Origin of the sequence: Tenacibaculum haliotis (assembly GCF_025215075.1) — a bacterium.
GTDB classification, from domain to species: Bacteria; Bacteroidota; Bacteroidia; order Flavobacteriales; family Flavobacteriaceae; genus Polaribacter; species Polaribacter haliotis_B.
Genome location: NZ_JAOBTH010000028.1, coordinates 256,403 through 277,032, shown reverse-complemented (window position 1 = coordinate 277,032; position 20,630 = coordinate 256,403). Strand labels below are relative to the sequence as shown.

Sequence of the window (20,630 nt, the reverse complement as noted above, 5' to 3'; positions counted from 1 at the left end):
GTATGAAGCTTAATAAATATATAGACCATACGTTATTAAAAGCTACTGCAACTAAAAACGAAATTGTAAAGCTGTGTGCCGAAGCCAAAGAGCATAATTTTTATGCGGTTTGTGTAAACGGATGTTATGTTGAACTGGCAAAAAAAGAATTGCATAATTCGGAAGTAAAAATTGCGGCTGTAATCGGCTTTCCGCTAGGGGCAATGACGACTGAAACCAAAGTTTTTGAAGCTAAGCAATGTGTTAATAACGGAGCATCAGAAATAGATATGGTTATTAATATAGGTAAATTACTAGATGGCGAAATTGTGTATGTTGAAAATGAGATTAGATTGATAAAAGAAGCGATTGGTGAAAATATTTTAAAAGTGATTTTTGAGAATTGTTATTTATCAAAAGAACAAATTAAAGAGGTTTCACAATTAGCGGTTAATGCTGGTGCCGATTTTATAAAAACAGCTACTGGGTTTGGTACAAGCGGAGCAACTTTCGAAGATGTTCAATTAATGAAAGCTGTTGTTAATGATAAAGTGCAAATAAAGGCTGCTGGCGGAGTAAAAGATAAAGAAACCGCTGAGAAGTATATTAATATAGGCATAACTCGTTTAGGAACATCATCGGGAGTGTCTTTAGTTATAAAAGGAATTTCAGATAAAGACACATATTAATGAATTCACTAATACAAAAATATAATATTCCAGGACCAAGATACACCAGTTATCCAACGGTTCCGTATTGGGATAACGATACTTTTTCTAAAGAGAAATGGATTGAAACATTCAAAAAATCTTTTATAGAAAGTAATTCATCAGAAGGAATTAGCGTATACATACATTTACCGTTTTGCGAAAGTTTATGCACATTTTGTGCCTGTCATAAACACATTACAAAACGTCATGAAGTGGAAGAAGATTATATAGACACTGTTTTAAAAGAATGGAATTTATATACTGATTTAGTAGATGAAACACCTATTATAAAAGAAATTCATTTAGGAGGTGGAACACCTACTTTTTTTTCAAAAGAACAGTTAAAAAAACTTATCGACGGGTTATTTGTAAACGCAAAAAAACACGAAAATCATGAGTTTAGTTTCGAAGGGCATCCAAATAATACCACAAAAGAACAATTGCAAACTTTGTTTGATGTTGGCTTTACTCGTGTAAGTTATGGTGTACAAGATTATAATGAAAAAGTACAAGTAGCAATTCATAGAGTGCAGCCTTTTAAAAATGTTGAAAAAGCAACCCGTTGGGCAAGAGAAATAGGGTATACATCTATTAGTCACGATTTAATTTTCGGCTTACCATTTCAAACCAAAGAGAATGTAATTCACACGATTAATAAAACGAAAGAATTACAACCCGATAGAATTTCTTTTTATAGTTATGCGCATGTACCTTGGGTAAAAGGTGTTGGACAAAGAGGGTTTAACGAACAAGATTTACCAAAAAATGAAGAGAAGCGTGAATTGTACGAAATAGGAAAAGAGCTATTTGCTGAAATGGGCTACGTAGAAATAGGAATGGATCATTTTGCTTTAAAAACAGATTCTTTATATAAAGCAACTCAAGAAAAAACATTGCACCGTAATTTTATGGGTTACACAGCCAATAAAACACAATTAATGATTGGCTTAGGAATGTCGGCAATATCAGATTCTTGGTACGGATTTGCACAGAATGTAAAAACAGTAAAAGAATATCAAAAAATAGTTAATGAAGGAGAAATTCCTGTTTTTAGAGGACATATTTTATCCGAAGAAGATTTAGTTATCCGTAAACATATTTTAAATATTATGTGTCATTTTTCCACTTCATGGGATGCTAAGCATTTACAGATGGATGCAATTGAAAATCATTTAGAAAAATTAAAAGAAATGGAAGCTGATGGATTGGTTTTTATTCAGCAAAACGGATTAACAGTGCCAGAAAAAGCAAGGCCTTACGTACGTAATATTTGCATGGCGTTTGACAAACGTTTGCATAGTAATAAACCAGAAACTAAGTTGTTTTCTATGACTATTTAAATAAAAAACTCGAAGAATTCTTCGAGTTTTTTTATTTTAAAAATAACGAAACATGACAAATATCATATTTTAAGAAAAGCTCTACAATTATCTTTGAACTATAATTATCAGGCAAGATATGAGCGTTATTTACTTACTACTTACACTAAGCATCTTAGTGGCAATTATTTTTTTTATTGCATTTATTGTTTCTGTAAAAAATGGACAGTACGATGATTCGTATACGCCATCTGTTCGTATGCTTTTTGATGACGAATTAGTAAAAGAAGAACCAAAAATCAATAACTAACAATAGATATCAAATTCAATTAAATTATGGAAATGCAACAATTTTATTACGATAATAAGATCGTAAAAAAATTCATTTACGCCACACTACTATGGGGAATTGTAGGTTTCTCAGTAGGTTTATTATTGGCACTAATGTTTTTATTCCCAAATATTACAGACGGAATTTCGTGGTTAAGTTTTGGTCGTTTACGTCCGTTACACACCAATGCGGTAATTTTTGCATTTGTAGGAAATGCGATTTACGCAGGAGTTTATTATTCGTTACAACGATTACTAAAAGCACGTATGGCGAGTGATTTTTTAAGTAATTTTAATTTCTGGGGATGGCAATTAATTATTGTTGCAGCTGCCATAACGCTTCCTTTAGGTTATACAAGTTCTAAAGAATATGCAGAGTTAGAGTGGCCTATAGATATTGCAATCGCATTAGTTTGGGTTGCTTTTGGAGCAAACATGATTTGGACAATCTTACAAAGAAGACAACGCCATTTATATGTAGCCATTTGGTTTTATTTAGGAACCTTTGTAACCGTTGCAGTATTACATATATTTAATAGTTTAGCGTTACCTGTTAGTTTCTTAAAAAGTTATTCAGTGTACGCAGGTGTGCAAGATGCCTTGGTGCAATGGTGGTACGGGCATAACGCCGTAGCATTTTTCTTAACAACACCGTTTTTAGGGTTGATGTATTACTTCGTACCGAAAGCCGCAAACAGGCCGGTATATTCGTATCGATTATCAATCGTACACTTTTGGTCTTTAATCTTTATTTATATCTGGGCAGGGCCTCACCATTTATTATACACAGCCTTACCAACGTGGGCACAAAATTTAGGAGTTGCATTTTCAATTATGCTACTAGCACCTTCTTGGGGTGGAATGATAAATGGATTATTAACACTTCGTGGAGCTTGGGATAAAGTACGTACAGATCCGGTTTTAAAATTCTTCGTAGTGGCAATTACCGGTTATGGTATGGCAACTTTTGAAGGGCCAATGTTATCTTTAAAAAATGTAAATGCAATTGCACACTTTAGTGATTGGATTATTGCACACGTGCATGTAGGTGCTTTAGCATGGAACGGTTTCTTTACCTTCGGAATGATTTACTGGATGGTGCCGAAATTATTTAAAACAAAATTATACTCTACAGCCTTAGCAAACTTCCATTTTTGGATTGGTACTTTAGGAATCATTATGTATACATTACCAATGTATGTGGCAGGTTTTGTACAAGCTTCTATGTGGAAACAATTTAATCCAGATGGTACATTAGCCTATGGTAACTTTTTAGAAACAGTAGCTGAAATTATACCAATGTATTGGATGCGTGCTATTGGAGGTAGTTTATTTATTGTTGGAGCATTTGTAATGTTATACAATATGATAAGAACTGTAAAAGCAGGTAGCGATGTTACTGATGATTTAGCAGAAGCAGCACCTTTAACAAAAGTTTCTAAAAACAGAACAAAAGGTGAAGGATGGCATACTTGGTTAGAAAGAAAGCCAATTAAATTAACAATATACGCAACAGTTGCAATTTTAATAGGAGGTGTTGTTCAGATAGTACCAACATTATTAGTAAAATCAAACATACCAACAATATCTAGTGTAAAACCATATTCACCTTTAGAATTAGAAGGACGTGATATTTATATTCGTGAAGGATGTGTTGGGTGTCACTCTCAAATGGTACGTCCTTTTAGAAGTGAAGTAGAGCGATATGGAGAATACTCTAAAGCGGGTGAATTTGTATACGATCATCCATTTTTATGGGGAAGTAAACGTACAGGACCAGATTTACATAGAATCGGAAGTAAATATTCAGACAGTTGGCACTTAAACCATATGTATGATCCGCAAAGTACATCACCAGGTTCTATTATGCCAGCGTATCAATGGTTGGTAAGAAATAAATTGGATAAGAGTAACACAGAAGGAAAGATGAAAGCAATGGTTTCTCTTGGTGTTCCTTATTCAGATGAAGAAATAGCAAATGCGCAAGCCAATATGGATGCACAAGGAGCTAAAATTCAAGAAAACTTACACCAAGATCCTGATTTTGCTAAAAACTATGCTTCAGATAAAAAGTATGCAGCTGATAATGGGCAAGATTTCATAGAAATGAAAGACAGAGAGATTGTCGCTTTAATTTCTTACCTACAAAGATTAGGTACCGATATAAAAGTAAAAGACGTTCAAAAACAATTGAGTAGACAATAGTCTAATAAGTTAGTAATGTTCTTAACTAAAATTAAGAACATTACTATAATATTAAAAACTCACTCAGTGAGTAAAAATTAGAAATTATGTTAAAATTCGTAAAAAATCATATGGAGAGCATTACAGGTATAGAAATATACCCGATGATCTCATTAACAATATTCTTTACCTTTTTTATGGTGTTGTTTTGGTGGGTATTTACAGCCAAAAAGGAGTATATAAGCAAGGTAAGTGAGTTACCTTTAAATGATTAAAACAAATTATTATGAAAAAATATATTCAATCAATAGTATCTTTTCTTTTTGTTTTTTCAATGCCATTTGTTTTAGCAGAGGCATTTAAGGCATATAAAGAACCTTTTAATTTTTTAGAAAATTCGGTAGTTTGGTATATCACAATCGGTTTTGGTTTGGTGGTACTTTTAAAAGAAGTTTTATCAAATACCGTTGTAAATAAAGCGAATGAGTTAATGCCTAAAAACTACACAAGAGTTCAATCTGCTATTTCATTCTTGTTTACGTTTTTAACACCATTTGCATTAGCAAAAGCAATCAGTTTATATGCAAATCCTTATAATTTTTTAGAAAACCCAATAGTTTGGTTAGGTCTTATCGCTTTTGGCTTAGTTATTTTAGCGAAGGAAATACTTACAATTACAGGAGTAACAAAGATTGAGGAAGTTGCTATGGTTAAGGCAGGAATAAATCCTGACGAGATTGATCATTTGGCTTGGGCCAGAACATTAATAAAAAAATGGACAGATACCAAAGCAATAGAAGAAGAACAAGAAATAGTATTAGACCATAATTACGATGGTATTAAAGAATTAGATAATAATTTACCACCATGGTGGGTATATATGTTTTATGCAACGATAATTTTTGCTGTAGTATATTTAGTACGGTTTGAAGTCTTAGATGGTTATACGCAAGAGATGGAATATGCCGAATCTGTAGCAGTTGCTAAAAGAGAATTAGCAGCCTATAAATCAACTTCAAAAGTTGCAATTATCGATGCTGAAACAGTAACAGTTTTAACATCAGAAAGTGATTTAAAAAGAGGTAAAGCAGTATATAATTTAAATTGTGCTGCTTGTCATATTGGAGATGGTGGTGGAGGAATCGGACCTAATTTAACTGATAAATATTGGCTTTTAGGTGGCGGTATAAAAAACGTGTTTACAACCATTACAAATGGTGGTAGAGATGGAAAAGGAATGGTTGCTTGGGGTAAAACGTTAAAACCTAATGATATTCAAAAAGTAGCAAGTTATATTATGGCAATGCAAGGTACAACACCAGCAAACCCCAAAGCGCCCCAAGGAGAGTTACATAAAGACGATTCGGAACCAGTAAAAGAAGTTGCCGAATAAAGGATAGATAGTGTAGCGTAAAGAATTTAAAAAAACGATTTGGTTTTAATAGTTAAAAATGGAAACACCCAAGAACGAACAATTTAGAGATAGTATTGGTACCATCAATAATGAAGGTAAGCGTGCTTGGGTATATCCTAAAAAACCAAGCGGAAGATTTTATAAATATAGATCGTACGTTAGTTATTTTTTATTGCTGATTTTATTAGCAGCTCCATTTATTAAAATTAATGGAAATCAGTTTTTATTATTTAATGTAATAAAACGAAAGTTTAATATTTTCGGATTTCCTTTTTGGCCACAAGATTTTCATTTATTAGTAGTTTCAATGATTGTTGGTGTGGTATTTATTATTCTATTTACCGTTGTTTTCGGTCGGATTTTCTGCGGATGGATTTGCCCGCAAACCATATTTTTAGAAATGGTTTTCAGAAAAATTGAATACTGGATTGATGGTGATAGAGGAAAACAAATCCGTTTAGAAAAACAACCATGGAATGCCGAAAAAATAAAGAAGAGATTATTAAAATGGTTTCTCTTTTTTATCATATCATTTTTAATAGCTAATGTGTTTTTAGCGTATTTAATAGGCGGCGATACGGTTATTGAGTACATAACTGGCAACCCGTTAGATAACACAAGTACTTTAATTTCTTTGTTGATTTTTACAGGAGTTTTCTATTTTATTTTTGCTTGGTTTAGAGAACAAGTATGTATTATAGCTTGCCCTTATGGTAGGTTGCAAGGTGTATTGTTAGACAATAAAACGATTAACGTTGCCTATGATCACGTACGTGGAGAAGGAGAAAAAGGGAGAGCTAAATTCAATAAAAAAGAAGATAGAGCAACAAGTGGTAAAGGAGATTGTATTGATTGTTTTCAATGCGTAAATGTATGTCCTACTGGAATTGATATTCGTAATGGAACACAATTAGAGTGTGTAAATTGTACTGCCTGTATTGATGAATGTGATCATATGATGGAAAACGTTGGTTTACCAAAAGGATTAATTCGTTTTGCAAGTGAAGAAAATATTGAAAAGAAAACACCTTTTCAATTTACGGCCAGAATGAAAGGGTATACTGCTGTTTTAGGAATTTTAATAGCTGTTTTAATAGGAATGTTGTTTTTAAGAAATGATGTTGAAGCAACAATATTACGATTACCAGGACAATTATATCAACATAAAGAAAACGATGTTATCAGTAACATTTATACTTATAAAGTCATTAATAAAACAACAAAACAAATTAACGAAGTAAGTTATAAGTTATTATCTCATAGAGGAAAAATAGAAACAGTAACACATCAAAATTTTGAAGTTCCGAAACAAGGATTAGCAGAAGGAACTTTGTTTATAGAGATGCATCAATCAGAAATGAAAGGAGAAAAAGTAACTCTAAGAATAGGTGTTTATAGTGGAGATAAATTAATAGAAACTACTAAAACCAATTTTTTAGGACCAAGAAGTTATAGATAATAATTTTGTTTGGTCGAGGGCAATTGAGCGCTTAATAAAAGAGCTTTAAACTGCGTTCGACTAGGCATAAAAAACAAAAAAGATGAAACTAAACTGGGGCACAAGTATAGTAATCGTAATTATAGCATTTATGAGTTTTATTATGTACTTCGTTATATCGATGAGTACTGGTGAAAATTATAATCACGATTTGGTAACTGAAAAGTATTATCAAAAGGAATTAGAGTTCCAAGAAAATATAGACGCAACAAAAAACGCAAAAAATTTAAAAGAAAATATTATAGTAAAAAGAGTACCAGAAGGATTAAAAATATATTTTCCAACAGAATTTAATCCTACTGATATTAAAGGAAAAGTGTTCCTATACAGACCATCTAATAAGCAATTAGATTTTGAAACCCCCATTTCAATTTCTAATACATATTTGCTCGTGCCTGAGAAACGTTTGTTAGGTGGTCGTTGGAACATTACAGTTTCTTGGAACTACAAAAATACAGCATATTTATATCAAGAAGAATTAAATTATTAATGTTTCTTTCGGCACTCATATTTGGTTTAATAGGTAGTTTTCACTGCATAGGCATGTGCGGTCCAATTGCTTTTATGTTACCTGTTGATAGAACCAATAAGGTAAAACAGTTTTTCCAAATACTTAGTTATCATTTAGGGCGTTTATTTACCTATAGTTTAATAGGATTGCTGTTTGGGCTTTTAGGAAAAGGATTTTATTTCTTCGGATTTCAGCAACAGCTCTCAATTATAGTTGGTGTTTTGATGATTTTAGTTATCCTTTTACCAAAGACTTTTCAGAAATATAATTTTTCAAAGCAGCTGAATAAATTTGTAATGAAAGTTAAAACGGCTTTAGGAAAAGAATTAAAAAAGAGAGGAAACGATACTTTTTTTACAATCGGATTTTTAAACGGATTTCTTCCTTGCGGATTGGTGTATATGGCCGTTTTTGGAGCCTTAACAACAACCAATGCTTTGTCGGGAAGTTTATATATGTTTATTTTCGGATTGGGAACAATTCCGTTAATGACTATCATAGTTTATGTAGGTAATTTTGCCAACGGATTACTACGAAAAAGAATTCAACAAGCAATTCCGTATGTAGTCGTTTTTATAGGTGTTTTATTCATCTTACGAGGTTTAGGTTTAGGTATACCTTATGTTTCTCCGTTACCAGTTAAAGATATAGTTACTTCGGTAGAGGGTTGTCATTGAGTTATATACATGATATAAATCATCCTTTTTATGATATAAATTTAGTAACTTTATACAAGTAGTTAAACCCAAATAAATCATATTATGAAAAAAATAATTGTCCCTGTAGATTTTTCAATTCATTCAGAAAACGCATTACAAACAGCCGCTTTCTTAGCTAAGAAAAACAATGCAGAAGTTGTAGTAGTTCATATGCTAGAACTTTCGAACGCATTAGTTAATCAATCAGATGCATTTTCTAATCAAGAAACGTTTTTTTACTTAAAGTTAGCAGAAAAAAAATTCAAAGAGTTTTTGCAAAAAGAATATTTATCAAACATAAAAGTTACACCAATAATTAAACACTTTAAAATTTTTAGTGAATTAGATCAATTAGCGAGAGAAGAAAATGTAGATTTAATTGTAATGGGATCTAAAGGAGCTGATGGATTAAAAGAAATGTTTATAGGTTCTAATACCGAAAAAGTAATTCGCCATGCACATGTACCAGTATTAGTAGTTAAAGAAAAACCAATTGCTAAAAAAATAGAAAAAATTGTTTTTGCATGCGATTTTTCTGATGATGATGTTACTCCTTATTTAGAAGCAAAAACTTTTTTCAAAAAAACAGGCGGTACTCTACAATTGGTATATGTAAGTACACCATCTACAAAATTTAAAAGTAGTAGAGAGGTAGAAGAAAAAATGCAACAGTTTTTTGAAAAGACAAATGAAGATGCGAGTGCTATAGAAAATGTTAAAATTGTTTTTGATTACACAGTTGAGAACGGCGTATTATATTTTGCTAATAAAACTGATGCTGATATCATCGCAGTAGCTACCCATGGTAGAAAAGGGGTGTCTCATTTCTTTGAAGGAAGTATCTCAGAAGATATTGCAAATCACAGCAAGTTACCTATCATTTCATTTAAGATTTAATAAATGAAATTTTTAAAAAACAAAAACTCGATACTATTAGTATCGAGTTTTTTTAATTTATAAAAAGAAGCTTTTATTATTTAGCGCTCTCTTCAGTTTTTATACGACTAACAAATTTTTGTAAACGTTTTCCGTAATTTGAGTTTTTAACCTTATCAGATAAACTATTGTTAATGGTATCTAATAACATAATATTAGCATCGTATAATTCAGACAAAGCAATATAAGGAGCTGCTTCATTATCTGCATTTGCGATGGCAAAATTGGTAGAAAATAAAAAACGACGACGCATCATTCTCTTATAATCAACTTCTACTTGTTTAATTAATTCTTCGTCTTTAGCTTGACGAGCCTCCATGTCTTTTTTAATAAATTCTAAACGTTGGTTTTGAAATTTACGATCAATATCGCGAAATTTATCCATGACTTCTTGATTTTTAGATCCTGTTATTGCTGGTCTAAAACCAAATTCTTCTAATTTATCATTGATAGTAATTTCTCCTTTTTCACCAAAAAACATTAAGCTTTTTTCGTTGGTATTTCCATCAAAAGTTAAATAATACATTTCTGGAGATTCAACATCATCAGTTAAAATAAATTTATCGTCACCTAATAATGCCATAGAATCAACAGATACGAGTACTGTATCATTCATTTTCTGAAGGTATAAAGTACCTTTTTTTAATCCTTTAATCTGACCTTTAACAATCATATTTCCTTCTTTTTTAGAAGAACAAGCGAAAGCTAATATTGAAAACGCACAAATAGCGATAAGTTTTTTCATGTGATTATAAATTTTGAATTGCAAATATGCAGATTTCTCTTATAAAGTAGCGGATAATTCCATTAAAATTGTGCATAAAATTGCACCGACAGTTCCAATTGCATATCCGAAGACAGCTAATAAAACACCAACGGTTGCTAATGATGGATGAAATGCCTGTGCAACAATAGGTGCAGAAGCTGCGCCACCAACATTTGCTTGGCTACCAACAGCCAAAAAGAAATAAGGAGCTTTAATTAATTTAGCAACTAAAATTAACAAACCAGCATGAATACCCATCCAAACTAAACCGATAACGATTAATCCTAAATTATCAAAAATCATGGCTAAATCCATTTTCATACCAATGGTTGCTACTAAAATGTAAATAAATACACTACCAATTTTACTAGCGCCAGCACCTTCGTAATTTTTAGCTTTTGTAAACGATAAAGCAATTGCAATAATAGTTGAAATACTAATTAACCAAAAGAAACCAGCACCTAAAAAGGTAAAGATATTTTTCCATGTTTCAGATTTAATACCGGCAACTAAATCATTGAAAAAGGTACTTAAGTAAGAGGATGCAAAATGACCAAAACCAACAGTTCCGAAAGCAATGGCAAGCATAATCATTATATCAGTTAAAGAAGGATTTCTTTTTACACCTTGCGTAAATTTTGACACTTTTTCTTTTAATTCTTCAATAGCTGAGGTATCCGCACCTAACCATTTATTAATTTTATCTTTTCTACCAATTCCTATCAATAAAATAGCCATCCAAATATTAGCAACTACAATATCAACAAATACCATTCCTCCATATTTTTGAGGATTATATTGATAAATTTCTAACATTGCTGTTTGATTTGCACCACCACCAATCCAACTACCGGCTAATGTTGAAAGTCCACGCCAAACGGCATTAAAATCTGCACCACCAACTGTTTCTGGAGAGAATAACGATATTAATAAAATAGCAATGGGACCACCAATAATAATTCCGACTGTTCCTGTAAAAAACATAATTAATGCCTTAGAACCTAAGTTGAAAACAGCTTTTAAATCGATACTTAAAGTCATTAAAACTAAGGCAGCTGGCAATAAAAATCGACTAGCAACATAATATAATTGAGATTTTCCTTTTACAACTTCACCAGTTACGGTTGCAGTTTCCCATTCGGGAGAAATCACGCCAAAAGTTGTGAAAATTGCAGGTATAAAATAGGCCATAAATAGACCAGGAACAATTTTGTAAAATTTGTGCCAAAACCCATCGGTTTTTGATTCTGTATAAAATACAAATCCTAAGGAAATCATTAAAATTCCGAATACAATTGCATCGTTTGTAAAAGTTGGTGCGCTCATGTTTTAATTAGTTTTTTGCTAAAGTAGGTTTTTATTTCTTTTTACGGTGATCTGTATTAATTGCAACACCTAAAAGTATTCTATCAAAATTCCCACCATTATTTACACTCATTTTTTGATACCCAATTTTTAGTTTTGCTGCTTTTGAAATTTTGTAAGAGAAACCTGCACCCAACCAATTTTGATTGTAAGCTTCATCATCATAATCAAAAAATACTTCATTGTATAAATAAGTGCTCCACTTATCATTTAAAGGATGGTTTAATCCGATTTGATAACGTAAAAAATGAGAAGTTGTTGAATTAAAAAAACGTTGCTCTGCTCTTAATCGATGTGCAAAACCAAGTTTATTAATTTTATGCTTGATGTTGAAATCTTCATAAATTCGGTGTTCATTTACGTTTCCTCCGTCAACACCAAATGTACTATCAGTATTTAAATACGAATACCCTAAAGTTGCGCTTATGTTTTCATTGATTTTGTAGTTTCCTCCTAATCGACCAATAAATTGTTGCATATCATCACCAATTTCAAAAAAGCGAAAATGCGCCATTGTTTTTAAACTAAATTTATCAGAAATTTGATGAGAACCATTATACATATACCAAGCTCCTAATTCGTTTTGAGGATTGTTCTGAGCGGTGTTTTTTAAGGAAAATAAAATAATAAAGATAAAAATTGCTTTTTTCATAATGTATGTAATATTAAAATCTCCTACGCTAATGGTAGGAGATTTTTAAAATTTATTTAAGTTTCAAAAATAATTAATTTATAGAAAAAGTACTTGTTTTTTTGAAAGGAGAAATTTCAATTTTTTCAACAGTCTCTTTATACTTTTTCCAATCTTCAGAAAAGAAAATATTTGTTTTTTCTATTCCCTTGGTATAAGATGTTTTAAACTGATTTATTAATTGTTTTTCCGTTGCCGTTTGTTTACCAAATCGGCTACCAACATACCAACGAGCAGTACCAAAACGATTGTTTATTGTTACTTCTGGATTGCGAGTAATTCCTTGTCTTTTATCAATTGTACCCAAATACATAGCGATTAAAGTATCAATTTTTTTAATAATTTCTTTTGATGATTTTATAGCATCCTTGTATTTCTTTTTATCTTCTTTTGTAAATTTAGATTTTAAAGAAGTAGCGGTGTTTTTACTTTCTACCAATTGCTTTACAACGTTTGCCATTTTTTCTTGATAAGTTTCAAGCTCTTTACTAGCATTGTATTTTTGATTGATAGCTTCATCTGATATTTGTAATCTAGGATCAAATTCAACGTTAATATCTTGTTCAGAAACAGCATCACCAAAAGTCATTTTTAACTTATAAATTCCTGGTTTCACAGTTACACCACCTGGTTCTCTAGTTTGTTTTCTGATACGTCTTGAAGCTCTTGCAACACCTTTTTCTCTTAAATACCACGTAGTTTTGTGTAATCCGTTTTCTTTAGGAGTTTTAAATTTTAGAGTTCTTATTTTTCGAGTTCCGTCAAAAATTTCTAATTTAATAGAATCGTGTTTGATTTTGTTTTCTATTTTTTTAGAATTCTTAACTGCGTTCGAACTGACATCTTTTTTATCTTGTTTCTTGCTTTTTGATTCTTGTTTCTTCTGAATCGGTTTATTGATGTAGTACGAAATTAAAGCACCACGTCTTCTGTTCTCTCCTTGATACATTGCGTCTGCACCAAACCTACTTCCTGTTGGTTGTTGACTTGCAGCTTGATAAGCAGTTGGTGGTGCAAACAACGTTAATTTTTGATTGGTAACATTACTTTTTGCCATAGCGCGTAATGGACGAATATCATCTAAAACCCAAGCAGCTCTACCAAAAGTACCAATTACCAAATCGTTTTCACGAGGATGAATTACTAAATCTTTTACAGGAACAGTTGGGAAGCCGTTTGTCCATTTTGTCCATTTTTCTCCTGCGTTTAATGAAATATACAATCCATCATCAGTACCTAAAAATAATAAGTTTGCATTTTCTGGGTCTTCAATAATTGATAAAGTATAGCTTTCAACATCGTTTTCATCAACAATACGTTGCCAAGTTTTTCCGTAATCTTTAGTTCTGTATGCGTAAGGTGTGTAGTTAAAACGTCTGTAATCGTTGGCTACTAATAAAGCTTCACCTTTATTTTTGTTAGAAGCTTTAATTTGTGTAATCCAAGAGTTTTTAGGTAAGTCTTTAATGTTGTTAGCAACGTTTGTCCAAGTTGCACCACCGTTTTTAGTAATATGAACTTGTCCATCATCAGTTGCAGCCCATAAAACATCTTTTTCAAGTGGAGTTGGTTCGATCACCAAAACAGTACAGTGATTTTCAGCACCAGTTGCATCCATAGTTAAACCACCACTTTCAGCTTGTTTTAATTTTTCAGGATTGTTGGTTGATAAATCAGGTGAAATTACTTCCCAAGTTAATCCTTTGTCAGTTGATTTATGCACAAACTGACTTCCGAAGTAAATTGTTGAATTATCAAAAGGATCAATATTAATAGCAGAGTTCCAGTTGAAACGTAATTTTACATTCGCATCCTTATGTGTTGGTTTTACGTTGTAGTTATTTCCAGTTTTATAATCATAACGAGAAACCGAACCTTGCTGACTCATTGTCCATCCATAACGAGAGTCATCTCTATCGGGAACAACATCAAATCCGTCTCCAAAGCTAATTTCTTGCCAGTAGCTATTTCTAATTCCTTGCGCTTTCCAAACATACGCTGGTCCGCGCCAAGAACCGTTATCTTGCATTCCTCCGTAAACGTTATACGGAAATTCATTATCAACATTAATATGATAAAATTGTGCTACAGGAAGATTCCCAATAAAACGCCAAGATTTACCGCCATCTTTGGTAATATTTAATCCACCATCATTACCATCAATCATAAATTTTCCGTTCTTCGGATGAATCCACCACGCATGATGATCCGGATGTACTCCGTTATCAACACCATAAGCTGGCATTAATTGTTTGAATGATTTTCCGCCATCTTGCGAAACATTGATGTAGGTGAAAACGGTATATAATCTGTTTTCATTCTGCGGATCTACATAAATTTCAGAATAATAAAAAGGACGATTTCCAATACCAGGTTTATCGTTTATTTTTTTCCATTTAAATCCGCCATCTTCACTTTTATAAAGCGCGTTCTTTTTAGCTTCAACTAAAGCGTAAATCACATCTGGATTGTTAGGAGCAATGGCAACACCAATTCTACCTAATTCCCCTTTTGGAAAACCTTCTTTTTCTGTAATTTGTTTCCAGTTTTCACCACCATCATGTGTAATGTACATGCCACTTCCTTTTCCACCAGATTTAAAAAACCAAGGATCGCGTTTGTGTTCCCACATAGAAGCAATTAATTTATTAGGATTTGACGGATCCATAATTAAATCGGCCGCACCTGTTTTTATATTGTTGAATAAAATTTGTTTCCAAGTTTTACCACCATCAGTAGTTTTATAAACACCACGCTCTTTATGCTCACCCCAAGGCGAACCTATCGCGCCAACATATACAATATCAGGATTTGTAGGGTGAATAATTACACGATGAATATGACGTGTTTTTTCTAATCCCATGGCTTTCCAAGTTTTACCAGCATCTAACGATTTGTAAATTCCGAAACCACCATTTAAACTATTTCTAGGATTTCCTTCACCGGTTCCTGCCCAAATAACACTTGGATTTGATTGCTGAATGGCAATAGCGCCAATAGAAGCAGTTAATTCTTTTTCGAAAATAGGTTGCCATTTAATTCCGCCCGAAGTAGATTTCCAAATTCCTCCTGATGCTGTACCAACGTACATTATTTCGGGATTAGACTCTACAACATCGATAGAAGTTACACGTCCGCTCATTCCACCCGGACCAATGTTTCTTGGTTTCATATTTTTAACCATATCCATCGAAAATTCTTGAGAGAATAAAAGCGATGAAATAAGTAAAAATACTACAGAAAATATTCTTTTCATTATAGTTAGTTTGATTTGCAGAACAAGTTACAAAATAGAAAACTACTCAATAATTATTGAGTAGTTTTTAACGTTTTATTAAGAAATCAATTTTTTTTTATTGATGTTATATGAATTAGAATAATTCACTTTACGTCAACCTGAACTTGTTTTAGATTCTTATCACAATTTACGATTTATTATTAAGGTGTGGTTCTGAAAAAATTTCAGAATAACGTTCCGATATTTAGATATAAATAATATCTAATATTATTTTACTCTTCCTTATTTTTTGGTTCGCGTTTTGCTTCTTTAAGTGTTTGCATCAACATCCATTCGATTTGTCCGTTTGTAGAACGAAACTCGTCAGCAGCCCATTTTTCAATGGCTTTAATCATGTCTTCATTTATGCGAAGTGCAAATGCTTTCTTTTTTGCCATGGCTATTTTTTTACAAAAGAAACAACGGTTTTAATTAGTTTATCTGATAAAGGGAAATCTGCAGAAAAATAAGATTTCATATTGTCATCATCTTTATCAATATGTTTTAAAACATGATTCATGTTTTCTATAATTACCAATTCAGATTTTAAACTAAATTTATGTAATGTTTTTGCATCTTCTATAGTTACTTGTAAATCTTTTGTTCCGTTAATAATTAATACAGGAATCTTTAGCTTTTTAATTTCTTCGGATGGGTTGTGTTTCATCCAGCTTTTAAAAAAAGGAGTGTTTTGTGGGGTGAACATGGTAACTAAAGTAGGATCAACATTTTTTATTTCACCAGTTTCTTTTAGTTCCTTAAAATGTTCTTGTAGCGTGTTAACAATAAGCGGGTTTTTGGCTCTCATTTGTTCAACTATTTTTTGATCAATAGAACTAGAAGGACCTGATAAAGAAATATACTTATTACTATTTTTACTAGCTAACATTGCTACTAATGAGCCTTGACTGTGACCGATTAAAATAATTTCAGAAAACCTTTTGTTGTTTTTAAAATGAGAAATAACTTTTTGAGCATCAGAAATAAAAGAATCAAATAGTATCCCTTTTTTTAAAATTGGCATATTTTTTTGATTAGCAGTTCTTTTATCGTAGCTAAAAAAAGCAATGTTATGTTGGTTAACGCTATCGCGGAATTGTTTTATGTAATTAGCTTTCACATAAGGGCGTTGGTTTCCGTTTCTATCAACATTACCAGAACCATGAATCCAAATTAATAAAGGAGTTTTCTCTGAAGTAAAAGTTAAAGTCCCTGGTAATTCAATTTCATTGTTTTTTATTAATATTTCTTCTGATTTTACTTGAGCAAAAGCAACTACAATACTAAAAGAATATATAATTATAAATGTGAGTATTCTAATCATGATAATTTGTTTTTATAAGTTTCTAAAACGCGTTTTATTTCATCTTGTTTTTGAGTACCAATTAAGAATTTTTTTCCATTTTTAAATTCGAATAAGATACCTGTGTTTCCTTTTACAGTATAGGAATTGTTTTTAATTCCCCATCCGCCGTAATCAACAATTGGTTTAAATTTTAGTACTCTAACAGACTTTATACTATCCCACTTAATTTTTTTAAATTTAGATTGAATAGGAGAAAAACGATAGTAAATTCCGGTTTCATCTATTCTTGTTTTTAATTTTAAATAGAAGAAGAAAACTGTAGCTATTAAAAAAATAAAACTAGTAATTATTAAAAAACTATTTGATGTAGGCTTGCTTCCAAAAGAAATATTTAAAATTAATTGTTGGTAAATACCATAGAAGAAAAATAAGTTTAGGCCTAAAAATAAAAGCCAAATCCACCATTGTGTAAAGCGTTGTTCTTCTTTAAATATTTTCATTATTACCTGTTTTTATCACGTTCGAATACTACAGATACCCAGCCTTGGTGAATTTCAATAACACGCCAACCTTCTCTTGCATGTTTATTTAATAAATCTTCAAAATTTTGAAAACGATTTCTAAATCCTAATTTCGGTTGTACTACTTTATATTCTTTCATTTTTTTAATGACTTAAAGTTCCTGTGTTTACTACTGGCGACGCTTCTTTATCGCCACATAAAATAACTAATAAATTACTTACCATGGCAGCTTTGCGTTCTTCATCCAATTCAACAATTTGTTTCTTATTTAATTCTTCTAAAGCCATTTCAACCATTTCAACAGCTCCTTGTACAATTTTATGACGCGCTGCTACAATAGCCGTTGCTTGCTGGCGCTTTAACATGGCACTTGCAATTTCCTGAGCATAAGCTAAATAACCAATGCGAGCTTCTAAAACTTCAATTCCTGCAATAGCTAAACGTTCTTCCAATTCTTTTTCTAAAGCTTCAGAAACCTCATTAACACTTGAACGAAGTGTAATATCTTCTTCATGACCTTCGTCAGCAAAATTATCATACGGATACATACTTGCCAATTTTCGCACCGCAGCATCTGTTTGTACACGAACAAAATTCTCGTAATTATCAACATCAAAGGCAGCTTTATATGTTTCGGTAACTCGCCAAACTAAAATGGTAGAAATCATTACTGGATTTCCTAATTTATCGTTTACTTTTAAACGTTCGCTATCAAAATTACTTGCTCTTAACGAAATTGTTTTCTTTTTGTATAAAGGATTAGCCCAATATAAACCGTTATCTTTTATGGTTCCAACATATTTACCAAAAAGTAAAATTACTTTAGATGTGTTTGGGTTTACTAAAATGAAACCAAACAGTCCAATAAATCCGATAAGTGTAACAGGAAGATAAATAGGGGTTTCATCTATTATGCTCATTACAATTCCTCCAAAGAAAAACGTTAGTGTTACTAATAGCATTAAATAACCATTTGCTGGTTTTATTATTTTTTCTGTCTTCATTTTTATTTTAAATTAAAGTGATATCAAAATGATATCGTAAAGATATGTTTAATTTATTGTTAAATCCAAATTTGTGACTAAATATTTTATATTTTAGCAAAAAATTAATAGAAATTTATTTATGAAAACCAAGTTATTATTACTGTGCTGTATTTTTTTTATTAGTGTTTCATCTATTGCCAATAATGAAGATTTTTGGGGACAAACAGGTCATAGAGCAACAGGTAAAATTGCTGAAAACAATTTAACTAAATCTGCTAAAAAGAAAATAGCCAAATTATTACAAGGCGAAAGTTTGGCATTTGTATCTACGTATGCAGATGAAATTAAATCTGATAGAAAAAAATATGGTAGATTTTATACGTGGCATTATGTAAATATGCCTTTTGATACTAAATACGAAGCATCAGAGAAAAATCCGAAAGGAGATTTAGTTACAGGTATAAAAGAATGTGTTAAGGTTTTAAAAGATAAAAAAAGTACTGTTGAAGACAAGCGTTTCTATTTAAAAATGTTAGTGCATTTAGTAGGCGATTTACACCAACCAATGCATGTTGGAAGAAAAGAAGATAAAGGAGGTAATGCAATTCAGGTACAATGGCATGGAAAAGGAACAAACTTGCATAGAGTTTGGGATGAAGATATGATTGGTGGCTGGAAAATGAGTTATCTTGAGTTGGCAAATAACGCTAAAAAATTATCAAAAGAACAGGTTAAAGTACTACAAAGAGGAACTGTAATAGATTGGGTACATGATACACATGAATTAACAAAAAAAGTATACAGCTCAGTAAAAACAGGCGATAAATTACGTTACCGTTATTCGTATGATTATTTTCCTGTTGTTAGAGAGCAGTTACAAAAAGGAGGGGTACGTTTAGCGAAATTATTGAATGATATTTTCTGCTAGGAACTAAATTTATTAAAATAAAAAAAGCTCGAAAGTTAATCTTTCGAGCTTTTTTTATGCTGATTTTTATCGTGTAGAATTATCAGTAAAAATATTCAATAGCTATTATATTGTTTATACCTTTGATGAGTAAATATAAAATAAGATTGATGTTAGATTATGTAATTATTGGAGGTGCTCAAGCAGGACTATCAATGGCTTATCATTTAAAAAAAATGAATAAGAAATTTTTAGTAATTGACGGCGAAAAAGAAATTGGTGCTTCTTGGTTAAATAGATGGGATTCTTTAAAATTGTTTACGCCAACAGAATACAATCATTTGCCAGGGATGAAATTTGATGCTCCAAAAGGACATTATCCTACAAAATTTGAGGTTAGTAATTATTTTAAGTTATATGTAGAAAAATTTGATATTCCTTTACAATTAGATACATTAATTACATCTGTAAGAAAAAATGAAAACGGATTTTATGTAACTTATAAAAATGGCGAGATAGTAACAAAAAATGTAATTGTTGCCACAGGGCCGTTTCATATTCCGTACACACCACCGTGTCATACGAAAATATCAGAAACTGTTTCTCAGATGCATAGTAACTACTATAAAAGAGTAGATCAATTACAAAAAGGAGACGCGTTGGTTGTTGGCGCAGGAGATTCTGGTTATCAGATTTTAGATGAAATTTCTAAAGATAAAAACAGAACCGTATATTTTTCAGGAAACACAAACGTAAAATCATTACCGCAACAATTTTTAGGTAAAACACTTTGGTGGTGGTTTACCTTAATCGGTTTTTTAAGTTACAGTAAATATAGTTGGATAGGGAAAAAAATAAACACATCAATACAACCAGTTATTGGTACGGATGTTAAAGAAATTTTATCTAGAAAAAATGTAATCGCTGTTGGAAGAACAAAAGATGCTTTAAATACTGAAATAGAGTTCGAAAAAGATAAAATATCAACGATCAAAAATATTATTTGGGCAACAGGATATCGCCCGAACTTTAAATGGATAGAAGGATTGGAGTTAGATGAAGATAATTATCCAAAAAATTATAGAGGTGTAAGTAATATAGATGGGTTATATTTTATTGGTTTACCTTGGATGTTTACTCGTGGATCAGCAACCTTGGGTGGAGTATCAAAAGACGCAAATTACCTAGCAGATATTATTCGTAATAAAAACTAATTTTATATTTTAACAGT

At 31.5% G+C, this 20,630-nt stretch carries 21 protein-coding genes; 12 read left to right on the top strand and 9 right to left on the bottom strand.

The features are described from left to right. Positions 1-2 precede the first annotated feature (2 nt). From deoC to N2251_RS10820, 10 genes are all read left to right on the top strand, one after another. On the top strand, positions 3-668 hold the full coding sequence (deoC, locus tag N2251_RS10865) for a deoxyribose-phosphate aldolase (protein WP_260586743.1): 666 nt from the start codon (positions 3-5) through the stop codon (positions 666-668). Then, positions 668-2,029 (top strand): oxygen-independent coproporphyrinogen III oxidase, encoded by a 1,362-nt coding sequence (hemN, locus tag N2251_RS10860; protein WP_260586742.1) that lies wholly within the window; start codon positions 668-670, stop codon positions 2,027-2,029. Before deoC ends, hemN begins: the two co-directional genes overlap by 1 nt. 118 nt (positions 2,030-2,147) lie before the next feature. Then, on the top strand, positions 2,148-2,318 hold the full coding sequence (ccoS, locus tag N2251_RS10855; protein ID WP_260586741.1) for a cbb3-type cytochrome oxidase assembly protein CcoS: 171 nt from the start codon (positions 2,148-2,150) through the stop codon (positions 2,316-2,318). Positions 2,319-2,344: 26 nt separating this feature from the next. Further along, positions 2,345-4,543, top strand: a complete 2,199-nt coding sequence (ccoN, locus tag N2251_RS10850) for a cytochrome-c oxidase, cbb3-type subunit I (RefSeq protein ID WP_260586740.1) — start codon at positions 2,345-2,347, stop codon at positions 4,541-4,543. An 86-nt stretch (positions 4,544-4,629) separates the two neighbouring features. Beyond that, positions 4,630-4,797 carry a CcoQ/FixQ family Cbb3-type cytochrome c oxidase assembly chaperone gene (locus N2251_RS10845; RefSeq protein WP_260586739.1) on the top strand — a complete coding sequence of 56 codons (168 nt, stop codon included), beginning with the start codon at positions 4,630-4,632 and terminating at the stop codon, positions 4,795-4,797. Between the two features lie 11 nt (positions 4,798-4,808). Next, positions 4,809-5,915, top strand: a complete 1,107-nt coding sequence (locus N2251_RS10840; RefSeq protein ID WP_260586738.1) for a cbb3-type cytochrome c oxidase N-terminal domain-containing protein — start codon at positions 4,809-4,811, stop codon at positions 5,913-5,915. Positions 5,916-5,973: 58 nt separating this feature from the next. Continuing rightward, entirely contained in the window at positions 5,974-7,395 is a 1,422-nt protein-coding gene (ccoG, locus tag N2251_RS10835) for a cytochrome c oxidase accessory protein CcoG (RefSeq protein WP_260586737.1), read from the top strand. A gap of 82 nt (positions 7,396-7,477) precedes the next feature. Next, positions 7,478-7,924 (top strand): FixH family protein, encoded by a 447-nt coding sequence (locus N2251_RS10830; protein WP_260586736.1) that lies wholly within the window; start codon positions 7,478-7,480, stop codon positions 7,922-7,924. Continuing rightward, on the top strand, positions 7,924-8,622 hold the full coding sequence (locus N2251_RS10825; RefSeq protein ID WP_260586735.1) for a sulfite exporter TauE/SafE family protein: 699 nt from the start codon (positions 7,924-7,926) through the stop codon (positions 8,620-8,622). Before N2251_RS10830 ends, N2251_RS10825 begins: the two co-directional genes overlap by 1 nt. An 84-nt stretch (positions 8,623-8,706) precedes the next feature. Further along, positions 8,707-9,540 (top strand): universal stress protein, encoded by an 834-nt coding sequence (locus tag N2251_RS10820; RefSeq protein ID WP_260586734.1) that lies wholly within the window; start codon positions 8,707-8,709, stop codon positions 9,538-9,540. A 76-nt stretch (positions 9,541-9,616) separates the two neighbouring features. Here N2251_RS10820 and N2251_RS10815 read toward each other — a convergent pair whose 3' ends face one another. The 9 genes from N2251_RS10815 to N2251_RS10775 all read right to left on the bottom strand — a co-directional run bounded on the left by N2251_RS10815 (position 9,617) and on the right by N2251_RS10775 (position 18,510). Further along, positions 9,617-10,324 (bottom strand): DUF4369 domain-containing protein, encoded by a 708-nt coding sequence (locus N2251_RS10815; protein ID WP_260586733.1) that lies wholly within the window; start codon positions 10,322-10,324, stop codon positions 9,617-9,619. A 39-nt stretch (positions 10,325-10,363) separates the two neighbouring features. Beyond that, positions 10,364-11,671: a DUF819 family protein gene (locus tag N2251_RS10810; RefSeq protein WP_260586732.1), complete on the bottom strand. Its 1,308-nt coding sequence runs from the start codon at positions 11,669-11,671 to the stop codon at positions 10,364-10,366. A 31-nt stretch (positions 11,672-11,702) separates the two neighbouring features. Continuing rightward, a complete protein-coding gene (locus tag N2251_RS10805; RefSeq protein WP_260586731.1) occupies positions 11,703-12,362 on the bottom strand; it encodes a DUF2490 domain-containing protein in 660 nt (219 codons plus the stop codon). Positions 12,363-12,435: 73 nt separating this feature from the next. Continuing rightward, the gene (locus N2251_RS10800) at positions 12,436-15,657 is read right to left on the bottom strand and encodes a WD40/YVTN/BNR-like repeat-containing protein (protein WP_260586730.1); all 3,222 of its coding nucleotides are present in this window, start codon (positions 15,655-15,657) and stop codon (positions 12,436-12,438) included. 254 nt (positions 15,658-15,911) lie between these two features. Further along, positions 15,912-16,076: a type II toxin-antitoxin system antitoxin gene (locus tag N2251_RS10795; RefSeq protein ID WP_260586729.1), complete on the bottom strand. Its 165-nt coding sequence runs from the start codon at positions 16,074-16,076 to the stop codon at positions 15,912-15,914. A gap of 2 nt (positions 16,077-16,078) precedes the next feature. Next, positions 16,079-17,002, bottom strand: coding sequence for an alpha/beta hydrolase family protein (locus tag N2251_RS10790; protein ID WP_260586728.1), 924 nt, complete (start codon positions 17,000-17,002; stop codon positions 16,079-16,081). Beyond that, on the bottom strand, positions 16,999-17,484 hold the full coding sequence (locus tag N2251_RS10785; RefSeq protein WP_260586727.1) for a DUF6141 family protein: 486 nt from the start codon (positions 17,482-17,484) through the stop codon (positions 16,999-17,001). The genes N2251_RS10790 and N2251_RS10785 overlap by 4 nt, the downstream gene beginning before the upstream one ends. 2 nt (positions 17,485-17,486) lie before the next feature. Next, positions 17,487-17,645, bottom strand: coding sequence for a DUF4177 domain-containing protein (locus tag N2251_RS10780; protein ID WP_260586726.1), 159 nt, complete (start codon positions 17,643-17,645; stop codon positions 17,487-17,489). A gap of 4 nt (positions 17,646-17,649) precedes the next feature. Next, complete coding sequence (locus N2251_RS10775) at positions 17,650-18,510, bottom strand: SPFH domain-containing protein (RefSeq protein ID WP_260586725.1); 861 nt, start codon at positions 18,508-18,510, stop codon at positions 17,650-17,652. A gap of 121 nt (positions 18,511-18,631) precedes the next feature. Here N2251_RS10775 and N2251_RS10770 point away from each other — a divergent pair, with 121 nt between their 5' ends. Together N2251_RS10770 and N2251_RS10765 are read left to right on the top strand one after the other, a co-directional pair. Continuing rightward, the gene (locus N2251_RS10770) at positions 18,632-19,420 is read left to right on the top strand and encodes a S1/P1 nuclease (RefSeq protein WP_260586724.1); all 789 of its coding nucleotides are present in this window, start codon (positions 18,632-18,634) and stop codon (positions 19,418-19,420) included. Positions 19,421-19,569: 149 nt separating this feature from the next. Continuing rightward, entirely contained in the window at positions 19,570-20,613 is a 1,044-nt protein-coding gene (locus N2251_RS10765; RefSeq protein ID WP_260586895.1) for a flavin-containing monooxygenase, read from the top strand. The last annotated feature ends 17 nt before the right edge of the window (positions 20,614-20,630 follow it).

Bases quoted from the DNA above. Each gene is read 5' to 3' on its own strand.
- deoC (WP_260586743.1), top strand. From the start codon at position 3: ATGAAGCTTAATAAATATATAGACCATACGTTATTAAAAGCTACTGCA.
- hemN (WP_260586742.1), top strand. From the start codon at position 668: ATGAATTCACTAATACAAAAATATAATATTCCAGGACCAAGATACACC.
- ccoS (WP_260586741.1), top strand. From the start codon at position 2,148: ATGAGCGTTATTTACTTACTACTTACACTAAGCATCTTAGTGGCAATT.
- ccoN (WP_260586740.1), top strand. From the start codon at position 2,345: ATGGAAATGCAACAATTTTATTACGATAATAAGATCGTAAAAAAATTC.
- N2251_RS10845 (WP_260586739.1), top strand. From the start codon at position 4,630: ATGTTAAAATTCGTAAAAAATCATATGGAGAGCATTACAGGTATAGAA.
- N2251_RS10840 (WP_260586738.1), top strand. From the start codon at position 4,809: ATGAAAAAATATATTCAATCAATAGTATCTTTTCTTTTTGTTTTTTCA.
- ccoG (WP_260586737.1), top strand. From the start codon at position 5,974: ATGGAAACACCCAAGAACGAACAATTTAGAGATAGTATTGGTACCATC.
- N2251_RS10830 (WP_260586736.1), top strand. From the start codon at position 7,478: ATGAAACTAAACTGGGGCACAAGTATAGTAATCGTAATTATAGCATTT.
- N2251_RS10825 (WP_260586735.1), top strand. From the start codon at position 7,924: ATGTTTCTTTCGGCACTCATATTTGGTTTAATAGGTAGTTTTCACTGC.
- N2251_RS10820 (WP_260586734.1), top strand. From the start codon at position 8,707: ATGAAAAAAATAATTGTCCCTGTAGATTTTTCAATTCATTCAGAAAAC.
- N2251_RS10815 (WP_260586733.1), bottom strand. From the start codon at position 10,324: ATGAAAAAACTTATCGCTATTTGTGCGTTTTCAATATTAGCTTTCGCT.
- N2251_RS10810 (WP_260586732.1), bottom strand. From the start codon at position 11,671: ATGAGCGCACCAACTTTTACAAACGATGCAATTGTATTCGGAATTTTA.
- N2251_RS10805 (WP_260586731.1), bottom strand. From the start codon at position 12,362: ATGAAAAAAGCAATTTTTATCTTTATTATTTTATTTTCCTTAAAAAAC.
- N2251_RS10800 (WP_260586730.1), bottom strand. From the start codon at position 15,657: ATGAAAAGAATATTTTCTGTAGTATTTTTACTTATTTCATCGCTTTTA.
- N2251_RS10795 (WP_260586729.1), bottom strand. From the start codon at position 16,076: ATGGCAAAAAAGAAAGCATTTGCACTTCGCATAAATGAAGACATGATT.
- N2251_RS10790 (WP_260586728.1), bottom strand. From the start codon at position 17,002: ATGATTAGAATACTCACATTTATAATTATATATTCTTTTAGTATTGTA.
- N2251_RS10785 (WP_260586727.1), bottom strand. From the start codon at position 17,484: ATGAAAATATTTAAAGAAGAACAACGCTTTACACAATGGTGGATTTGG.
- N2251_RS10780 (WP_260586726.1), bottom strand. From the start codon at position 17,645: ATGAAAGAATATAAAGTAGTACAACCGAAATTAGGATTTAGAAATCGT.
- N2251_RS10775 (WP_260586725.1), bottom strand. From the start codon at position 18,510: ATGAAGACAGAAAAAATAATAAAACCAGCAAATGGTTATTTAATGCTA.
- N2251_RS10770 (WP_260586724.1), top strand. From the start codon at position 18,632: ATGAAAACCAAGTTATTATTACTGTGCTGTATTTTTTTTATTAGTGTT.
- N2251_RS10765 (WP_260586895.1), top strand. From the start codon at position 19,570: ATGTTAGATTATGTAATTATTGGAGGTGCTCAAGCAGGACTATCAATG.